The sequence below is a fragment of the Achromobacter sp. SLBN-14 genome (genome assembly GCF_006715415.1).
GTDB classification, from domain to species: Bacteria; Pseudomonadota; Gammaproteobacteria; order Burkholderiales; family Burkholderiaceae_B; genus Achromobacter; species Achromobacter mucicolens.
This window is the reverse complement of sequence record NZ_VFNE01000001.1, coordinates 2,411,762-2,428,870: the sequence shown is the minus strand read 5'-3', so window position 1 is coordinate 2,428,870 and position 17,109 is coordinate 2,411,762. Positions and strand designations below refer to the sequence as shown.

Sequence of the window (17,109 nt, the reverse complement as noted above, 5' to 3'; positions counted from 1 at the left end):
GAAACAATAGGGGAATATAACTGTTGCGCGGCGCGTTGTTTGCTGGTTACTGTGGCCCCGAGGTTCAAAACCCGAAACAACTCTGGGAGATCACGATGGCATCTCGGTTTTCGCGTGTCTTGGCCTGCGGCGCTGCCGCGGTGGTGATGGCCTGTGGCACATTCAGTGCGGCCATGGCCCGCGACCTGGTGATAGGACTGAAGACCGAGCCGTCTTCGATGGATCCGCAATACCACGCGTTGACGCCGAATACGCAGATCTCCCAAACCATTTTCGATACGCTTGTCGCCACCGACGCGCAGCTCAAGCCCCAGCCGTCGCTGGCGGAATCCTGGACGGTCGATGGCAAGGTCTGGACCTTCAAGCTGCGCCCGAACGTGAAATTCTCCGATGGCACGCCGTTCACCGCCGAGGACGTCGTCTTCACGTACGACCGCGTGCCGAAGGTGCCCAACAGCCCCTCGCCGTTCACGCTGTATCTGGGATCTGTCGCCAAGACCGAAGCGGTCGATCCGATGACGATCCGAATCACCACCAAGGACGTCGCGCCCAATCTGCTGGTGAACCTGGCGCAGTTGCCCATCATGTCGAAGAAGGCCGCGTCGGGTCCCGCCGCGGAAGGCAAGACGACGACTGAATTGAACAGCGGCGATGGCCTCATCGGGACGGGGCCCTACAAGTTCGTGTCCTGGAAGCGCGGCGCGGAGTTCGTGCTGGCGCGCAATGACAACTATTGGGGCAAGAAACCCGAATGGGATCGCGTAGTCTATCGTCCGATCAGTAACGCCGCCGCGCGCGTGGCCGCGCTGCTGGCGGGCGACGTGGACATGATCGAAGATCCTCCCACCGACGACCTGCCCAAGCTCAAGTCCGACAAGAAGCTCTTTGTCGAGGAAACGCCGTCGGTGCGCGTGGTGTACGTGGCGCTGGACCAGTATGCGGAGCCCTCGCCCGGCGTGCAGGGCACCGACAAGAATCCGATGAAGGACAAGCGCGTGCGCGAGGCCTTGTCGCTGGCGATCAATCGCGATGCGCTGGTCGAACGCGTGATGGGCGGCGTCGCCCTGCCCGCGGGCAACCTCCTGCCGTATCCGATGTTCGGCGCCAGCAAGGAACATTCGAAGGCCCCCAAGGCCGATGTCGAAAAGGCCAAGGCGCTGCTCAAGGAAGCGGGCTACCCCAACGGGTTTTCGATCACGTTGGGTTCGCCGTCCGGCCGCTATGTCAACGATTCGAAGGTGGCGCAGGCCATTGCTTCGATGTGGACGCGCATTGGCGTGAAGACCAGCGTGGATGCGATGGCGCCCCCGGTGTTCTTCAAGAACCGCGACAGCTACTCGTTCTCGGCTTATCTGGCGGGCTGGTCGGTGACCAGCGGTGAAATGTCGAACGCGCTGACGTCGCTGCTGATGACGCGCAACCCGGAAGCGGGCCAGGGCACGACGAACCGCAGCCGCTACTCCAACCCCAAGATGGATGAACTGGTGAAGCAGGCCTCGTCCACGATGGATGACGCCAAGCGCGCGGAGCTGCTGTCCACGGCAAGCAACATCGCCATGGATGATTTCGCGATGCTGCCCGTGCATTTCGAGCTGTCGGTCTGGGCGATGAAGAACGACATCCGCTATCAAGGCCGTCCGGACCAGGTCACCTTGGCGCAGAACGCTACGCTGAAGAAGTAAGCGCGCCGGGCGATATCTCGTGCTTGCAACCATTGTCAGAAGGCTGCTGCAGACCATCGTCGTCATGCTTGTCATGTCGGCGTTGGTCTTTGCCGGCATTTACATGGTCGGCGATCCGGTCTCGATGCTGGCCAGTCCGGAAGCGACCGAGGCGCAGCGCGCCGCGATCAGTGCATCGCTGGGGTTGGACCAGCCCTTGTGGCGGCAGTACCTGATCTTCATGAGCCAGGCCGTGCGCGGCGATTTCGGGAACAGTTTCCTGACCGGCGAGCCGGCCATGCACCTGATCCTGGAGCGCATGCCGGCGACGGTCGAGCTGGCCTGTGTGGCCATGCTGCTGTCGGTGCTGATCGGCGTGCCGCTCGGCATCCTGGCGGGTTTGAAACCCGCGGCGGTGGGCTCGCGCGCGATCATGACGGGCTCTGTGCTGGGATTTTCGCTGCCCAATTTCTGGGTGGGCCTGATGCTCATCATGGTTTTTGCGGTGATGCTGGGTTGGGTTCCGGCCGGCGGCCGCGGCGACACCGTCAGCATCGGCTCGCTGCAACTGAGCGTGCTGACGCTGGACGGCTGGCTGAGCCTGGCCCTGCCCGCCGCGACCATCGCGTTTGCCAAGTGCGCCATGATCATCCGCGTGACGCGGGCGGCCACGCGCGAGGCGCTGCCCATGGACTACATCAAGTTCGCGCGCGCCAAGGGCCTGGCTGAAAAGCGCGTCCTGGGTGTGCATCTGCTCAAGAACATCCTGATTCCCGTGGTGACGGTGGCCGGCCTGGAGTTCGGTCAGGTGATGGCATTTGCCGTCGTGACGGAGACCGTGTTTTCGTGGCCGGGCATGGGCAAGCTGCTGATCGATTCCATCATCAATCTGGATCGGCCGGTGGTGGTGGCGTATCTGCTGCTGATCGTTTTCTTCCTGGTCATGTTGAATCTGGTGGTGGACATCATCTACACGGTGCTGGACCCCCGCGTACGCCTGGATAGCCGCCGATGATGAATACGCCCGCCACCGCTGCCTCGCCCCCGGCGCCGACGAAAGAGCAGTCGCCCTGGCGCCGTTTCGTGTCGGACTTCTTTGCCAGCAAGCTGGCCACCCTGGGCCTGGTGATGCTGGTCGTGATCGTGGGGGCGGCGCTGCTGGCGCCGTGGATCGCGCCGCAGAATCCCTATGATCTGGCCAGCCTGGACATCATGGATTCGAAGCTCAGGCCGGGCAGCGAAAGCGGGGATGGTTCGATGCGGCATTGGCTGGGCACCGACGGCCAGGCGCGCGACCTTTTTTCGGCGATTCTCTACGGCATGCGCACGAGCCTGATGGTGGCCACGGTGTCGGTGCTGGCCGCCTTTGGCATCGGCGCCACGGTCGGGCTGATCGCCGCGTATTTCGGGGGGCGCATCGACGCCTTGCTGATGCGGGTTGTGGATATCCAGTTGTCGTTCCCGGCGATCCTGGTGGCGCTGATGCTCCTGGCCATTCTGGGCAAGGGTGTGGACAAGGTGATCATCGCGCTCATCGTCGTGCAATGGGCGTACTTTGCGCGGGCCGCGCGTGGCGCCGCGCTGGTCGAGCGCGGCAAGGAATACGTCGAGGCGGCGCGGTGCATGTCGCTGTCGTGGTCGCGCGTGTTATTCCGGCACGTGCTGCCGAACTGCATGCCGCCGCTCATCGTGATCGCCACGATCGACCTGGCGCACGCGATTGCGCTGGAGGCAACGCTGTCGTTCCTGGGCGTGGGCGTGCCGGTCACCGAGCCGTCGCTGGGCATGCTGATCTACAACGGCTTCGAGTACCTGCTTTCCGGCCAGTATTGGATTTCGTTCTTTCCCGGCATTGCGCTGGCGCTGGCCATCATCGCCATCAACCTGGTGGGCGACCACTTGCGCGATGTGCTCAACCCGCGGCACGCGAATTGAGGACAGGGGCGATGCAGACGAACGCCGCGCAGCGATCCGTTCCGGGCCCGGCCCGAGTGCTTGAGGTGCATGGCCTGAAGACGCATTTCTTCACGCGCAATGGCGTGGTCAAGGCCGTGGATGGCGTGGACCTGACGCTGGCCGAAGGAGAGATCCTGGGGTTGGTGGGCGAGTCCGGATCGGGCAAGAGCATCACGGGGTTTTCGTTGATGGGCCTGCTGGATGAGCCCGGGCGCATCGTCGGCGGCGATCTTAGGCTGAACGGCGAGGACCTGCGCGCGGCCACGCCTGCGCGATGGCGTCAGTTGCGGGGACAGGAGATCGCGATGATCTTCCAGGATCCGATGATGACGCTCAATCCGGTGCTGCGGGTGGACACGCAGATGATCGAGGCGGTGCAGGCGCATGCCAAGGTCTCGCGCGAAGCGGCGCGAAAGCGCGCGCTGCAGACGCTGGCGATGGTGGGCATTCCCTCTCCAGAAGAGCGCCTGCGCACGTATCCGCATCAGCTGTCCGGCGGCATGCGCCAGCGGGTGGCGATCGCCATTGCGCTTCTGAATTCGCCGCGCCTCATCATTGCGGACGAGCCCACGACCGCGCTGGACGTCACGATACAAGGGCAGATCCTGTTCGAAGTGCAGAAGCTCTGCCGCGAAACGGGCACGGGCCTCATCTGGATCACGCATGACCTGGCCGTGGTGGCGGGCCTGGCCGACCGTGTGTCGGTGATGTATGCGGGCCGTGTCGTGGAAACGGGCAGCACCGAGGCGGTCATCAGCCATCCGATGCATCCGTATACGCACGGGTTGATCGCGTCGATTCCGACGCCGGCGTCGCGGGGCAAGCCGCTGGTGCCGATTCCCGGCATGACGCCGTCGCTCTTGAACCTGCCGCAGGGCTGTGCATTCCGGGGGCGCTGTCCGCGCGCGACGGACGCGTGTCTTACCGAACCGCCGCCCGTCGAAGTCCGCCCGGCGCAATGGGTGCGCTGCTGGCATGCCGGAGCGCCGGACACGTTATGACCGAAGCTGCAATCAATCCCACGCCGATCCTCGCGCTGAACGAAGTCGAACTGCGCTTCGTGCAACCCGTGGATCTGGCCGGCCGCATTGCCAACCTGCTGGGTGCGGGGCTGAAGACGCAGGTGGTGCACGCTGTGGCCGGCGTCGACCTGGCGGTCAGGCCCGGCGAAGTGATCGGCATCGTCGGCGAATCGGGCTGTGGAAAATCCACATTGGGCCGCATCGTGTCGGGCATTCTGCCGCCCACTGCGGGCCAGGTGCACTATCAGGGCAGGCCCGTGCATGCCATGAAGGGCGCCGAGCGGCGCGCGTATGAGCTGGGCGTGCAGATGATCTTTCAGGATCCGTACGCGTCCCTGAATCCGCGCATGCGGGTGCGCGACATCATCGGCGAAGCGCCTGCGGCGCACGGCCTGATTGCCTCGCGCGACAAGCTGGAGTACGTGGCTGGGCTGATGCGTCAGGTGGGCCTGGATCCGAGCTTTGCACAGCGTTATCCCCATCAGTTCTCGGGCGGCCAGCGCCAGCGCATCGGCATTGCGCGGGCGCTGGCGCTCAAGCCTTCGGTGATCGTCTGCGACGAGGCCGTGGCGGCGCTGGATGTGTCGATCCAGGCGCAGGTGCTGAACCTGTTCGAGCAACTGCGCGCGGACCTGGACCTGACGTATCTGTTCATCAGCCACAATCTCAGCGTCGTGAGCCACATTTCGGACCGCGTGGCGATCATGTATCTGGGACGCATCGTCGAACTGGCCGATACCGATACGGTCTTCGCGCGCGCCAACCATCCTTACACGCAGGCGCTGCTCAAGGAGCTGCCCACGCTGACGCCCGGGCGACGGGCGTATCAACCCATTCGCGGCGAGCTGCCCTCGCCGCTGGATCCGCCTTCCGGTTGCGCGTTTCACCCCAGATGCCCCCATGCGATGCCGCGCTGCAAGGCGGAACGCCCGCTCCTGCGGGAAGTCGCACCGGGCCAGTTCAGCGCCTGCCATTTGAACGATGGCGCCTGACCTGCGCCGAAAAAGGGCTGGACGCGGGGCGCGGGGCGGCGCGAGAATTCCCGCACCAGCTGGCCTTTTGCGCCTGCGCCATTCATCCACCCAGACAGCTTATCCACAGCCATGAAAACCATTGCCGAAATCGAACGCGTACACGGGGACCTGACTGCGCTGCGGCGCGATATCCATGCCCATCCCGAACTGGCGTTTCAGGAAACGCGCACTTCCAACCTGGTGGCCGAGCGCCTGCGCGGCTGGGGACTGGAAGTCCACACGGGGCTGGGGAAAACCGGGGTGGTGGGCATTCTGCGCGCCGGCAGCGGCGGCAAGACCATCGGCCTGCGCGCCGACATGGATGCGCTGCCGATGCCCGAGCACAACCGGTTTGCCCACAAGTCCACGATCAGCGGGCGCATGCATGGCTGCGGCCACGATGGGCACACGACGATGCTGCTGGGCGCCGCGCAGTATCTGTCGACGCATCGCAATTTTGACGGCACCGTGGTGTTCATCTTCCAGCCGGCCGAGGAAGGCGGCAACGCCGGCGCGCGCGCCATGATGCAGGACGGGCTGTTCGACAAGTTTCCCTGCGATGCGGTCTTCGGCATTCACAACATGCCCGGCATGCCGGTGAATCAGTTCGGGTTCCGGTCCGGCCCCACGATGGCGTCGAGCAACCGCTGGGACATCGTCATCAAGGGTGTTGGCGGCCACGCCGCGCAGCCGCATTCGTCGGTCGACCCCATCATCGTGGCCGCCGACATGGTGCATGCGCTGCAGACGGTCATTTCGCGCAGCAAGAATCCGCTGGAGCAGGCGGTGCTGTCGATCACGCAGATCCACGCAGGCGATGCCTACAACGTGATTCCCGGCGAAGCCGTGCTGCGCGGCACGGTGCGCACGTATTCGGTGGACACGCTGGACAAGATCGAAGCCGACATGCGGCGCATCGCGACCACCTTGCCGCAGGTGTATGGCGGCACGGGCGAGCTGGATTTCGTGCGTGCGTATCCGCCGCTGGTGAACTGGGAAAAGGAAACCGCCTTTGCGGCGAAGGTCGCCGAAGACGCCTTTGGCGCGGAGAACGTACTGCGCGACATGCCGCCGTTCATGGGGGCGGAAGACTTTTCGTTCTTCCTGGAATCCGTGCCGGGCTCGTATCTGTTCCTGGGCAATGGCGACGGCGACCACCGCATGGAAACCTATCACGGCATGGGTCCGTGCCAGCTGCACAATCCCAACTACGACTTCAACGACGCGTTGCTGCCGGTGGGCGCGACGTACTGGGTGAAGCTGGTCGAAGCGTTCTTGCCGGCCCGGTAACGACCGATCCGCTATTTGTTTATATGCGGTTGGCCATGAAGCCGCGGGGCGCCCCCGCGGCTTTTTGCTATATGACGTAAAGCTTTGATCAAACGCCGATAACTTCGTTTGAGATGGATGGCGGCGTTTTCATAATCGGTCGTTCCTGCCATGCCGATAAGGCGAACCGGAGCGACCGATGTCCCAGAGCAATGCCTTGCGGCGCGAAGCGCACGCCGCCTCCCAACCTGACACGCAAACGTTTGACGTGCGCCCCCTGCCCGGTCCGCTGGGCGCGGAGGTCATCGGCCTGGACCTGTCGCGTGAACTGGCGCCTGCGGATTTTGCCCGCGTGCACAAGGCGCACCTGGACCATCACCTGCTGGTGTTTCGCGACCAGCGCATCACGCCGCAGCAGCACATCGATTTCAGCCGCCGCTTCGGCCGCCTGATGATCCATGTGCTGCACCAATTCCATCTGCCCGGCCATCCGGAGATCCTGACGGTCTCGAACATTGTGGAAGACGGCAAGCCCATCGGTCTGGGCGACGCGGGCAAATACTGGCATTCGGATATCTCGTACAAGGAACTGCCCAGCCTGGGTTCGCTGCTGCACGCGCAGGAACTGCCTGCCGAAGGCGGAGACACCTTGTTCGCGAACATGCACCTGGCCTACGACACGCTGCCGCAGGCGCTCAAGAACGCCATCGACGGCAAGCGCGGCGTGCATTCCTATCTGGCGCAATACGGCCAACTGCAGAAGGAAGGCAACTGGCGGCCGAATCTGAGTGCAGCGCAGATTGCGCAGGTGCAGGAGGTGGTGCATCCGGTGGTCCGCACGCACCCCGAGAACGGCCGGCGCGCGCTGTTTGTGAGCGAAGGCTTCACCACCCGGATCGAGGGCCTGCCGGACGACGAAAGCCGCGCGCTGCTGAACGAGTTGTTTATCCACAGCGTGCGGCCAGAACATATCTACCGCCACCAGTGGCAGCCGCATGACCTGGTGTTCTGGGACAACCGGTCGCTGATCCACCTGGCCGGCGGCACGCCCGATCACCTGCGCCGCAAGCTCTACCGCACGACGATCGAAGGCGATGCGCCCTTCTGACGCCGCGTTCATGACCTCACCCCACTTATCCACAAGGAACGCCATGCGTTTGACCTCCACGCTACGGGATCGACTGGTCCAGACCGCCACGGGCGCCGGCCTGGCGCTGATGCTGGCCGTGCTGGCGCTGGCTTCGCCCACGCCCGCCCAGGCCGAAGGACGCATCCGCATTGCCGAGCAATACGGCATCGTGTATCTGCTGCTGAATGTCGCGCGAGACCAGCAGCTGATCGAAAAGCATGGCAAGGCCGAAGGTGTGGATATCTCGGTCGAATGGGCCAAGCTGTCCGGCGGCTCGGCCGTGAACGATGCGCTGCTGTCCGGGGCTGTGGATATCGCGGGGGCGGGCGTGGGACCGCTGTTGACGATCTGGGATCGCACGCACGGCAAGCAGAACGTGAAGGGCGTGGCGTCGCTGGGCAACTTCCCGTACTACCTGGTGACCAACAATCCGAACGTGAAGACGATTGCCGACTTCACAGACAAGGATCGCATCGCCGTGCCGGCGGTCGGGGTGTCGGTGCAGTCGCGTGTGCTGCAACTGGCATCGGCCAAGCTGTGGGGGGATGCGCAGTACAACAAGCTGGACAAGATCTCGGTGGCGCTGCCGCACCCCGACGCGGCGGCGGCCATCATCGCCGGCGGTACGGAAATCACGGGCCATTTTGGCAACCCGCCCTTCCAGGAGCAGGAACTGGCCGAAAACCCGAAGGCGCGCATCGTGCTCAATTCGTACGACGTGCTGGGCGGGCCCAGTTCGTCCACCGTGCTCTTTGCCACCGAGAAATTCCGCCGCGAGAATCCCAAGACCTACAAGGCCTTCCAGGAAGCATTGAAAGAGGCGGCCAGTTTTGCGGCGGCCCATCCGGAACAGGCGGCGGACATCTATCTGCGGGTCACGGGCGCCAAGCAGGATCGCGACTTCCTCGTCAAGGTCATCAAGAACCCCGACGTGCAGTTCAAACTGGCGCCTCAGAACACGTTTGCGCTGGCGCAGTTCATGCACAAGGTCGGCGCGATCAAGAATGCGCCGGCAAGCTGGCGCGACTACTTCTTCGACGATCCTGTCACGGCGCAGGGAAGCTGACATGGCAGTGAGCCGCGCCGCCCCTGTGGATAACGTTGAACGGCCCGAGCCTTTGCTGGCTGTGGATAAGGTTTCGATCGAATATAAGACGCGTGAACGTCGGGTGCAGGCGACCCATCAGGTCAGCTTCGACGTGCATGGTGCCGAACGATTCATCCTCTTGGGGCCGTCGGGCTGCGGGAAATCAACGCTGCTCAAGGCGATCGCGGGATTCATCGAACCGACCGAGGGACGGATCGCGATCGACGGCAAGACGATTCAGGGGCCGGGCCCGGACCGCATCGTGGTGTTCCAGGAATTCGACCAGCTGCCGCCGTGGAAGACGTTGCGCCAGAACGTGGCGTTTCCGCTGGTGGCGTCTCGCAAGCTCAATCGGCGCGAGGCCGACGAACGGGCGATGCACTACCTGAACAAGGTCGGGCTGGCGGCGTTTGCCGATGCGTATCCCCACACGCTTTCCGGCGGCATGAAGCAGCGCGTGGCCATTGCGCGGGCGCTGGCCATGCAGCCGCGCGTGCTGCTGATGGATGAGCCGTTTGCCGCGCTGGATGCGCTGACGCGGCGGCGCATGCAGGAGGAACTGATGGCGCTGTGGGACGACGTGCGATTCACGCTGCTGTTTGTCACCCATTCCATCGAAGAGGCGCTGGTGCTGGGCAGCCGCATTCTGTTGCTCTCCCCGCATCCGGGCCGTGTGCGCGCCGAACTGAATGCGCACGGCTTTGACCTGCACAGCCAGGGGTCGGCCGCTTTCCAGGCAGCGTCGCGCCGCATTCACGACCTGTTGTTCGACACGCCGCCGCTGGCTCAGGCCGAGCGTGCGGCGGCATGAAAGGAGCGCGTATGAGCATCGGCCATGCCGGATCGGCGTTCATCCGCCCCGAGGTGGAATACGACCTGCCGCCCCTGCCCCCGCAAGCCGCCGAGGCGCCGCTGCCTTGGCACGAACGGCTGTGGCAGCACGCCGCCCTGCGCAAGGGCGTGATCCTTGCCCTGTTGGCGGTGGTGTGGGAACTGGCGGCGCGCTATACCGACAACGACCTGCTGTTGCCTGGCGCCTGGCAGACCGCCCAGGCCTTTGTCGAGGGCGTGACCAGCGGTGAGCTGCTGGCGCGCGCCGGTCAGTCGATGCGCGTGCTGGTGCAGGGCTACCTGGCGGGTGTCGTGCTGGCCTTTGTGTTGACGACGCTGGCGGTGTCCACGCGGTTCGGGCGTGATCTACTGTCCACGCTGACGGCGATGTTCAATCCCCTGCCGGCGATCGCCCTGCTGCCGCTGGCGTTGCTGTGGTTTGGGCTGGGCGAAGGCAGCCTGGTGTTCGTGCTGATTCACTCGGTGCTATGGGCGTTGGCGCTGAACATGTATGCGGGCTTTCTGGGGGTGTCTGACACCCTGCGGATGGCGGGGCGCAATTACGGGCTGACCGGGTTGCGCTATGTGCTGCAGATTCTGGTGCCGGCTGCCCTGCCCGCCATTCTGGCCGGACTGAAGATCGGCTGGGCGTTTGCCTGGCGCACGCTGATCGCCGCCGAACTGGTGTTTGGCGCGTCCAGCGGCAAGGGCGGACTGGGCTGGTACATCTTTCAGAACCGGAACGAGTTATACACAGACCGGGTGTTCGCAGGCCTGGCCGCGGTGGTCATGATTGGCCTGCTTGTGGAAAACCTGGCGTTCGACACGCTGGAACGGCTGACGGTGCGGCGTTGGGGGATGCAGCGGTGATTGTTGAAGCGATCGAGCGATCAGAATGAAAAAGGGGGCGGCCATGATGCCGCCCCTTTTTTTCATGGTTGGCGCGTAACGTTTACAGCTTCAGCCCCAGCGCCTTGGCCACGCCTTCGGCATAGGCCGGGTCGGCCTTCTTGAAGTGATCCAGCTGGCGGCGTTGGATGACTTCCGGCACGCCCGCCATGTGGCGGCCGATGTTGCCAAAGAGCTGTTCCTGCTGCGCCGGCGTCATCAGGCGGAACAACGCGCCCGGCTGCGAGTAGTAGTCGTCGTCGACGCGATGGTTCCAGCGGGCCGCGGCCTGGCCGTCCAGCGCCAGCGGCGGTTCGGCGGCAGACGGGGTTTCCTTCCACTCGCCCGCGCTGTTGGGCTCGTAGTTGATCGTGGCCCCGGCGTTGCCGTCCACGCGGCCCGCGCCGTCGCGATGGAAGCTGTGGAACGGGCACTTGGGCGCGTTCACCGGGATCTGGTGATGGTTGATGCCCAGGCGATAGCGGTGCGTGTCGCCATACGAGAACAGGCGGCCCTGCAGCATCTTGTCCGGCGAGAAGCCGATGCCCGGCACCACGTTGGCCGGCGTGAACGCGGCCTGCTCGACCTCGGCAAAGTAGTTTTCGGGGTTGCGGTTCAGTTCCAGCACGCCGACCTCAATCAGCGGATAGTCGCCATGCGGCCAGACCTTGGTCAGGTCGAAGGGGTTGATGTGATACGTCGCCGCTTCGGCCTCGGGCATGATCTGCACCTTCAGCGTCCACTTCGGGAAGTTGCCCTCTTCGATGTTCTGGAACAGGTCGCGCTGCGAGCTTTCGCGGTCATGGGCGACGACCTGCGCGGCTTCCTCGTCCGTCAGACAGGCGATGCCCTGCTGCGACTTGAAATGGAACTTCACGTAGAAGCGCTCGTTGTTGGCGTTGATGAAGCTGAACGTGTGCGAGCCGAATCCGTGCTGCTGGCGCAGGTTGGCGGGGATGCCGCGATCGCTCATCAGCGTGGTGACCTGATGCAGTGATTCTGGGTTGAGCGACCAGAAGTCCCAGGCGGCCGTGGCGTTGCGCAGGTTGGTCTTCGGATCGCGCTTCTGGGTGTGGATAAAGTCGGGGAACTTCAGGGGGTCGCGGATGAAGAAGACAGGCGTGTTGTTGCCCACCAGGTCCCAGTTGCCTTCCTCGGTGTAGAACTTGATCGCAAATCCGCGCACGTCGCGTTCGGCGTCGGCGGCGCCGCGTTCGCCGGCGACCGTCGAAAAGCGCAGAAACAGCGGCGTCTGCTTGCCGACCTGGGAAAAGATCTTGGCGCGGGTGTAGCGGCTGATGTCGTGGGTGACGGTAAAGGTGCCGTAGGCGCCGGAGCCCTTGGCATGGACGACGCGCTCGGGGATGCGTTCGCGGTCGAAGTGGGCAAGTTTTTCAATGAGCCAGAAATCTTCCAGCAGGGCGGGACCGCGGGGGCCGGCGGTCAAGGTGTTGTTGTTGTCCGGCACTGGGGCGCCCGAGGCGGTGGTCAAAGGCTTCTTGTCGGTCATGGCACACTCCCTAAGTCATTCCTGGATGTCGCGGATCCGCCTTGCGGGCCGCGCGCGTTGCAGCAAAAACTCCGGCGGGCTGAACGCCGGAGGGCAAATTCAGAGCCATCATAGGTGTCACGGTGGGCTGTGTGAAGTTGATTGATCCTGCTTTGCCGATAAGTAATACCTATGTATAGGCCTCATGGGCATGGAAAGTGCTGAACGAGCCTTCCGCGTTTCAATCGCAACGGGCGAAAAAAAACCGGCCTCGAAAGGCCGGTTTCTTGTTTCTGAAGGGCGATCAGCGATTGGCCGCCACTTCCGACTTCTTCTGGATGGCGCGGGTGATGGACCACTGCTGCGCAATCGACAGGATGTTGTTGACGCACCAGTACAGCACCAGGCCGGCCGGGAAGAAGAACATCATCCCGCCGAACACCAGCGGCATGATCATCATGACCTTGGCCTGGATGGGATCCGGCGGCGTCGGGTTCAGTTTGATCTGCAGGAACATGGTCGCCATCATGATGGCGGGCAGAATGAAGAACGGATCGCGGACGGACAGGTCGTGCACCCACAGGATCCACGGCGCGCCGCGCATTTCCACGCTGGCCAGCAGCACCCAGTACAGCGAGATGAACACCGGAATCTGAACCACCATCGGCAAGCAGCCGCCCAGCGGGTTGATCTTCTCGGTGCGGTACATCTCCATCATGGCCGCATTGAGCTTCTGCTTGTCGTCGCCGTACTTTTCCTTCAGGGCCTGCAGGCGCGGAGCCACCTGCTTCATGCGGGCCATCGAGCGGTAGCTGGCGGCAGCCAGGGGGTAGAACACGGCCTTGATCAGCACGGTCAGCGCGACGATCGTCCAGCCCCAGTTGCCCAGGATGGAATGCAGCCAGGTCATCAGCGTGAAGAGCGGCTTGGCGATGATGGTCAGCCAGCCGTAGTCGACGACCAGTTCCAGGCCCGGGGCCAGCGCGGCCATGGCCTTCTGGTCTTGCGGACCGACCCACAGGTGCGAGTCGACACGTGCGGCGGCGCCCGGGGCGATCTCGCCGACGGCTTCGATGCTGCGGCCGGCGTACAGGTTCGGCTGGACTTCGAGCAGTTCGTTCGTGCGCGGCTTGCCTTGCGGGGGCACCCAGGCCGTGGCGAAGTAGTGCTGGACCACGGCGATCCAGCCGTTGTCCGCCTGCTTGATGTAGCTGGCCTTCTTCTTCTGGATGTCGCTGAACGTGCTCTTCTGGAACTTGTCTTGTTCCGAGTAGACGGCAAAGCCCGTGAACGTGTGATAGAAGCTGGACGTATCGGCCGGATCGTTGCCGTCGCGCTCGATCTGCAGATACAGGGACGGGGCGACGGGGGCGGCGCCGACGTTGGCCAGGTCATGGCGCACGTCGATGTCGTAGCGGCCGCGATGCAGGGTGAACGTCTTGGTGACCTTCACGCCGCCGGATTCGCCTTCGAACGTGACGACCAGGTTGTCGCCGGTCAGTTCGCGTTCTTGCGAGACCAGGCGGAACGGCGTCTGGTGCGTGGGGAAGCTCTGGCCGCTGGGTGCGCCGACCACGCCGGTCTGCACCACGTAGTTCAGGCCCGCCGAGCGGTCCAGAAGCACCGTGGGCTTGTCGGGCTGGCCGGTGGCCGGATACTTCAGCAGCTCGGCGCGCACCAGCTGGGCGCCCATCGTGTCGAAGGTCAGGCGCAGCACGTCGGTGGTGATGACGACTTCTTCGGAACGCGTGGGGATGGGGGTAGCGGCGCCAGGCACCGTGGAGGCCGGTGCGGCGGTCGCGGTCGGCGCGCTGGGCACGGACGGCGTCGCATTGTTGGCGGCAGCCGGAGACTCGGTCGTGCTGGCCGCGGGCGGGGCCCCGAACAGCGACGGCTTGCCGTTATGGATTTGCCAGTTGTTCCAAAGGAGCAACAGCGAAAAGGAAAAAATCATCCAGAGGACGGTTCGTCGGATATCCATGGTGCCTACTGAAGTGAATACGGGCCAGCAAAGCCCGCCAGTTTAGCGTCAATCGTGCTCGATGCGGTGGCTGTGGGAGCAGCACCGGGCGTCGTTGGTTCCCTTGGCCGGCGGAACCGGATCCAGCCCGCCGGGCGACCAGGGATGGCACCGGCCTATGCGCCGGACCGCCATCCAGAAGCCGCGCCATGCGCCGTGGCGCTCGATCGCTTCGATCGCGTACGCCGAGCAGGTCGGAGTAAAACGGCACTGCCTGCCGATCCAGGGACTCAGGAAAAACCTGTAGAACCGGATCGGGGCAATGAGTAGAGCCTTGATCATCGCGCGATGCGCTCAAAGTGAGCGTCCACTTCGGCTCTGGCGGCGCGTTTCAGCGCCGTGAGCGTGGCGGGAGCGACCTTGCTGTGCAGGCGCACGACGTAATCTTTCGCCGGCAGCGCCAGGCGCCGATGGCGGAACGCTTCGCGGATGACCCGCTTCAAGGCGTTGCGCGTGGTGGCGTGGGCGGCAAACCGCTTGGCGATGACGAGCCCCAGGCGAGCACAGGCGTCCTGGCCGGGAGGCAGATCATTGGGAGCCGCGCTCACAATGAAGAATGCCCCTCGGGCAAGACGCCGGCCTTTGAGGGCGGCGGCAAACTCGGAGGGGCGATGCAGCCGCGCCTCCGGAGGAAGCGTGGAGCGCGGCATGGACTGCGGGTCAGGCGGTTGCGCGGAACCGGGACAGGATTGCGAGAGGTCTTGCAATATGGTCGGTCCGTGCGAAAGTCAGATTCCGGAAAACCGGAAAACTGGACTTAGACGGCCAGACGCTTGCGGCCCTTGGCGCGACGGGCGCTCAGGATCGCGCGGCCAGCGCGGGTTTTCATGCGCACGCGAAAGCCATGGGTGCGCTTGCGGCGGGTAACGGAAGGTTGGTAGGTGCGTTTCATGGACGATCCACAAAAAGAACAAAGTCAGAAGGGACCTGCCCGGAGGGTTCCACGTCGCGCTAAGCAGAAGCGGGTATCTAGGAGCATTTTTGCAACGGGTTTCGCAACCGGTGCGAAAAACGACTCTAAGACGGGGCTCTGTACCGAGAATTTCATCTCGGGCGACCTATTCAGCAAAGCTAAAAACCGGACAAATTGCTCTTGTAGGAGCGTGTCCGGCCAGCTTTCTGCGAAACCTTCTGACAGACAGAATTCGGAAAAGCCCACCATTTCAGCAAGTTTTCCCTGTCTTGTCAAACAGTTAAGGGGGCGCCATGTAGACGCTTATGGCCCTCCCTGTGGATAACCCCAGCCCAGGCAAGGTAGAATCGAGGTTTGAATAAGAGCGACATGAAAGAATTCTGGCAGACCTGCGTCAGTCGTCTTGAGCAGGAACTCCCCCCCCAACAAATCAGCGCGTGGATACGACCGCTGGTCCCGCTTGCGTACGACGAAACGCAGGCGGTGCTGCGCGTTGCCGCGCCCAACCGCTTCAAGCTGGATTGGGTGCGCAAGAACTTTTCCCACCAGATCGAAGCGTTGGCCGCGGAGTGGTTCAAGCGTCCGGTGCAGGTTCTGTTCGAGCTGCCTTCGCACGGCGCCGCGCCGCGCATGCCGGTCGCGCCCGTGCGCGCCCAGCAGCCCGCCCAGCAACCGCACCTGTCCGCTGCTCCCCCTGCCGGCGCCGCGCCGCCAGTGACCGTCACCGTTACGACCGCGCCGCCGGCGCCCGCCACGACCGCCGCTGCGCAGGCCGTGAACGCGGACGCCGCCAACATCGTGTACGAGCGTTCGCGCCTGAACACCGACCTCACGTTCGAGAACTTCGTGACCGGTAAGGCCAACCAGCTCGCGCGCGCCGCCGCGCTGCAGGTCGCCGAAAACCCGGGCACCTCGTACAACCCGCTGTTCCTGTATGGGGGCGTCGGCCTGGGCAAGACCCACCTGATCCACGCCATCGGCAACGCCATGGTCGCGGCAGGCACCGGGGTGCGCGTGCGCTACGTGCATGCGGACCAGTATGTGTCCGACGTGGTGAAGGCCTACCAGCGCAAGGCGTTCGACGACTTCAAGCGTTACTACCATTCGCTCGATCTGCTGCTGATCGACGATATCCAGTTCTTCTCCGGCAAGAACCGCACGCAGGAAGAATTCTTCTACGCGTTCGAGGCGATGGTTGCGCAGCGCAAGCAGATCATCATCACCAGCGATACGTATCCGAAGGAACTGTCGGGCATCGACAGCCGCCTGATCTCGCGCTTTGACTCGGGCCTGACGGTGGCCATCGAGCCGCCGGAACTGGAGATGCGCGTGGCGATCCTGCTGCGCAAGGCCGAGTCCGAAGGCGTGCCCATGCCCGAGGAAGTGGCGTTCTTCATCGCCAAGCATCTGCGCAGCAACGTGCGCGAGCTGGAAGGCGCGCTGCGCAAGGTGCTTGCCTATGCGCGTTTCCACGGCCGCGACGTGCTGACGGTCGATGTCTGCAAGGAAGCGCTGAAGGACCTGCTGTCGGTGTCCAACGGCCAGATCACCGTCGAAAACATCCAGAAGACGGTGGCGGACTTCTACAAGATCAAGGTCGCCGACATGTACTCGAAACGCCGGCCGGCCAATATCGCCTTGCCGCGCCAGGTCGCGATGTACCTGGCCAAGGAGCTGACCCAGAAAAGCCTGCCGGAAATCGGCGATTTATTCGGCGGCCGTGATCACACCACGGTGCTGCACGCCGTTCGCAAGATTTCCGATGCCCGCGCCAAGCAAGCGGAGCTCAACCATACCCTGCACGTGTTGGAACAAACTCTAAAAGGATGAA

Annotated in this window: 16 protein-coding genes; 11 read left to right on the top strand and 5 right to left on the bottom strand. The window is 63.9% G+C overall.

Going from position 1 to position 17,109, the window contains the following annotated elements; translation table 11 throughout:
• Positions 1–95: 95 nt before the first annotated feature.
• The 10 genes from FBY20_RS11060 to FBY20_RS11015 all read left to right on the top strand — a co-directional run bounded on the left by FBY20_RS11060 (position 96) and on the right by FBY20_RS11015 (position 10,838).
• A complete protein-coding gene (locus FBY20_RS11060) occupies positions 96–1,682 on the top strand; it encodes an ABC transporter substrate-binding protein (protein ID WP_062839295.1) in 1,587 nt (528 codons plus the stop codon).
• Positions 1,683–1,701: 19 nt separating this feature from the next.
• Positions 1,702–2,676 (top strand): ABC transporter permease, encoded by a 975-nt coding sequence (locus FBY20_RS11055; protein WP_056327633.1) that lies wholly within the window; start codon positions 1,702–1,704, stop codon positions 2,674–2,676.
• Positions 2,676–3,596, top strand: coding sequence for an ABC transporter permease (locus FBY20_RS11050; protein ID WP_142055900.1), 921 nt, complete (start codon positions 2,676–2,678; stop codon positions 3,594–3,596). Before FBY20_RS11055 ends, FBY20_RS11050 begins: the two co-directional genes overlap by 1 nt.
• 11 nt (positions 3,597–3,607) lie before the next feature.
• Positions 3,608–4,618, top strand: a complete 1,011-nt coding sequence (locus FBY20_RS11045) for an ABC transporter ATP-binding protein (RefSeq protein ID WP_142052134.1) — start codon at positions 3,608–3,610, stop codon at positions 4,616–4,618.
• Positions 4,615–5,631: an ABC transporter ATP-binding protein gene (locus FBY20_RS11040; RefSeq protein ID WP_174245406.1), complete on the top strand. Its 1,017-nt coding sequence runs from the start codon at positions 4,615–4,617 to the stop codon at positions 5,629–5,631. Before FBY20_RS11045 ends, FBY20_RS11040 begins: the two co-directional genes overlap by 4 nt.
• 111 nt (positions 5,632–5,742) lie before the next feature.
• Complete coding sequence (locus FBY20_RS11035; protein WP_056327635.1) at positions 5,743–6,942, top strand: M20 aminoacylase family protein; 1,200 nt, start codon at positions 5,743–5,745, stop codon at positions 6,940–6,942.
• A gap of 178 nt (positions 6,943–7,120) precedes the next feature.
• The gene (locus tag FBY20_RS11030; protein WP_056327636.1) at positions 7,121–8,029 is read left to right on the top strand and encodes a TauD/TfdA family dioxygenase; all 909 of its coding nucleotides are present in this window, start codon (positions 7,121–7,123) and stop codon (positions 8,027–8,029) included.
• A gap of 43 nt (positions 8,030–8,072) precedes the next feature.
• Positions 8,073–9,116, top strand: a complete 1,044-nt coding sequence (locus tag FBY20_RS11025; protein WP_142052131.1) for an ABC transporter substrate-binding protein — start codon at positions 8,073–8,075, stop codon at positions 9,114–9,116.
• Between the two features lies 1 nt (position 9,117).
• Positions 9,118–9,948 (top strand): ABC transporter ATP-binding protein, encoded by an 831-nt coding sequence (locus tag FBY20_RS11020; RefSeq protein WP_142052128.1) that lies wholly within the window; start codon positions 9,118–9,120, stop codon positions 9,946–9,948.
• Positions 9,949–9,959: 11 nt separating this feature from the next.
• On the top strand, positions 9,960–10,838 hold the full coding sequence (locus tag FBY20_RS11015) for an ABC transporter permease (protein WP_142052125.1): 879 nt from the start codon (positions 9,960–9,962) through the stop codon (positions 10,836–10,838).
• Positions 10,839–10,920: 82 nt separating this feature from the next.
• Here FBY20_RS11015 and FBY20_RS11010 read toward each other — a convergent pair whose 3' ends face one another.
• From FBY20_RS11010 to rpmH, 5 genes are all read right to left on the bottom strand, one after another.
• Complete coding sequence (locus FBY20_RS11010; RefSeq protein WP_056327640.1) at positions 10,921–12,366, bottom strand: catalase; 1,446 nt, start codon at positions 12,364–12,366, stop codon at positions 10,921–10,923.
• Between the two features lie 283 nt (positions 12,367–12,649).
• A complete protein-coding gene (yidC, locus tag FBY20_RS11005) occupies positions 12,650–14,326 on the bottom strand; it encodes a membrane protein insertase YidC (protein ID WP_056327641.1) in 1,677 nt (558 codons plus the stop codon).
• A 48-nt stretch (positions 14,327–14,374) separates the two neighbouring features.
• A complete protein-coding gene (gene yidD / locus FBY20_RS11000) occupies positions 14,375–14,647 on the bottom strand; it encodes a membrane protein insertion efficiency factor YidD (protein WP_056327642.1) in 273 nt (90 codons plus the stop codon).
• On the bottom strand, positions 14,644–15,015 hold the full coding sequence (locus FBY20_RS10995) for a ribonuclease P protein component (RefSeq protein ID WP_056327643.1): 372 nt from the start codon (positions 15,013–15,015) through the stop codon (positions 14,644–14,646). Before FBY20_RS10995 ends, yidD begins: the two co-directional genes overlap by 4 nt.
• A gap of 107 nt (positions 15,016–15,122) precedes the next feature.
• Positions 15,123–15,257, bottom strand: coding sequence for a 50S ribosomal protein L34 (gene rpmH / locus FBY20_RS10990; protein ID WP_006228069.1), 135 nt, complete (start codon positions 15,255–15,257; stop codon positions 15,123–15,125).
• A gap of 390 nt (positions 15,258–15,647) precedes the next feature.
• On the opposite strand from rpmH, the gene dnaA reads away from it, so the two are divergent.
• A complete protein-coding gene (dnaA, locus tag FBY20_RS10985) occupies positions 15,648–17,108 on the top strand; it encodes a chromosomal replication initiator protein DnaA (protein ID WP_056327644.1) in 1,461 nt (486 codons plus the stop codon).
• The last annotated feature ends 1 nt before the right edge of the window (position 17,109 follow it).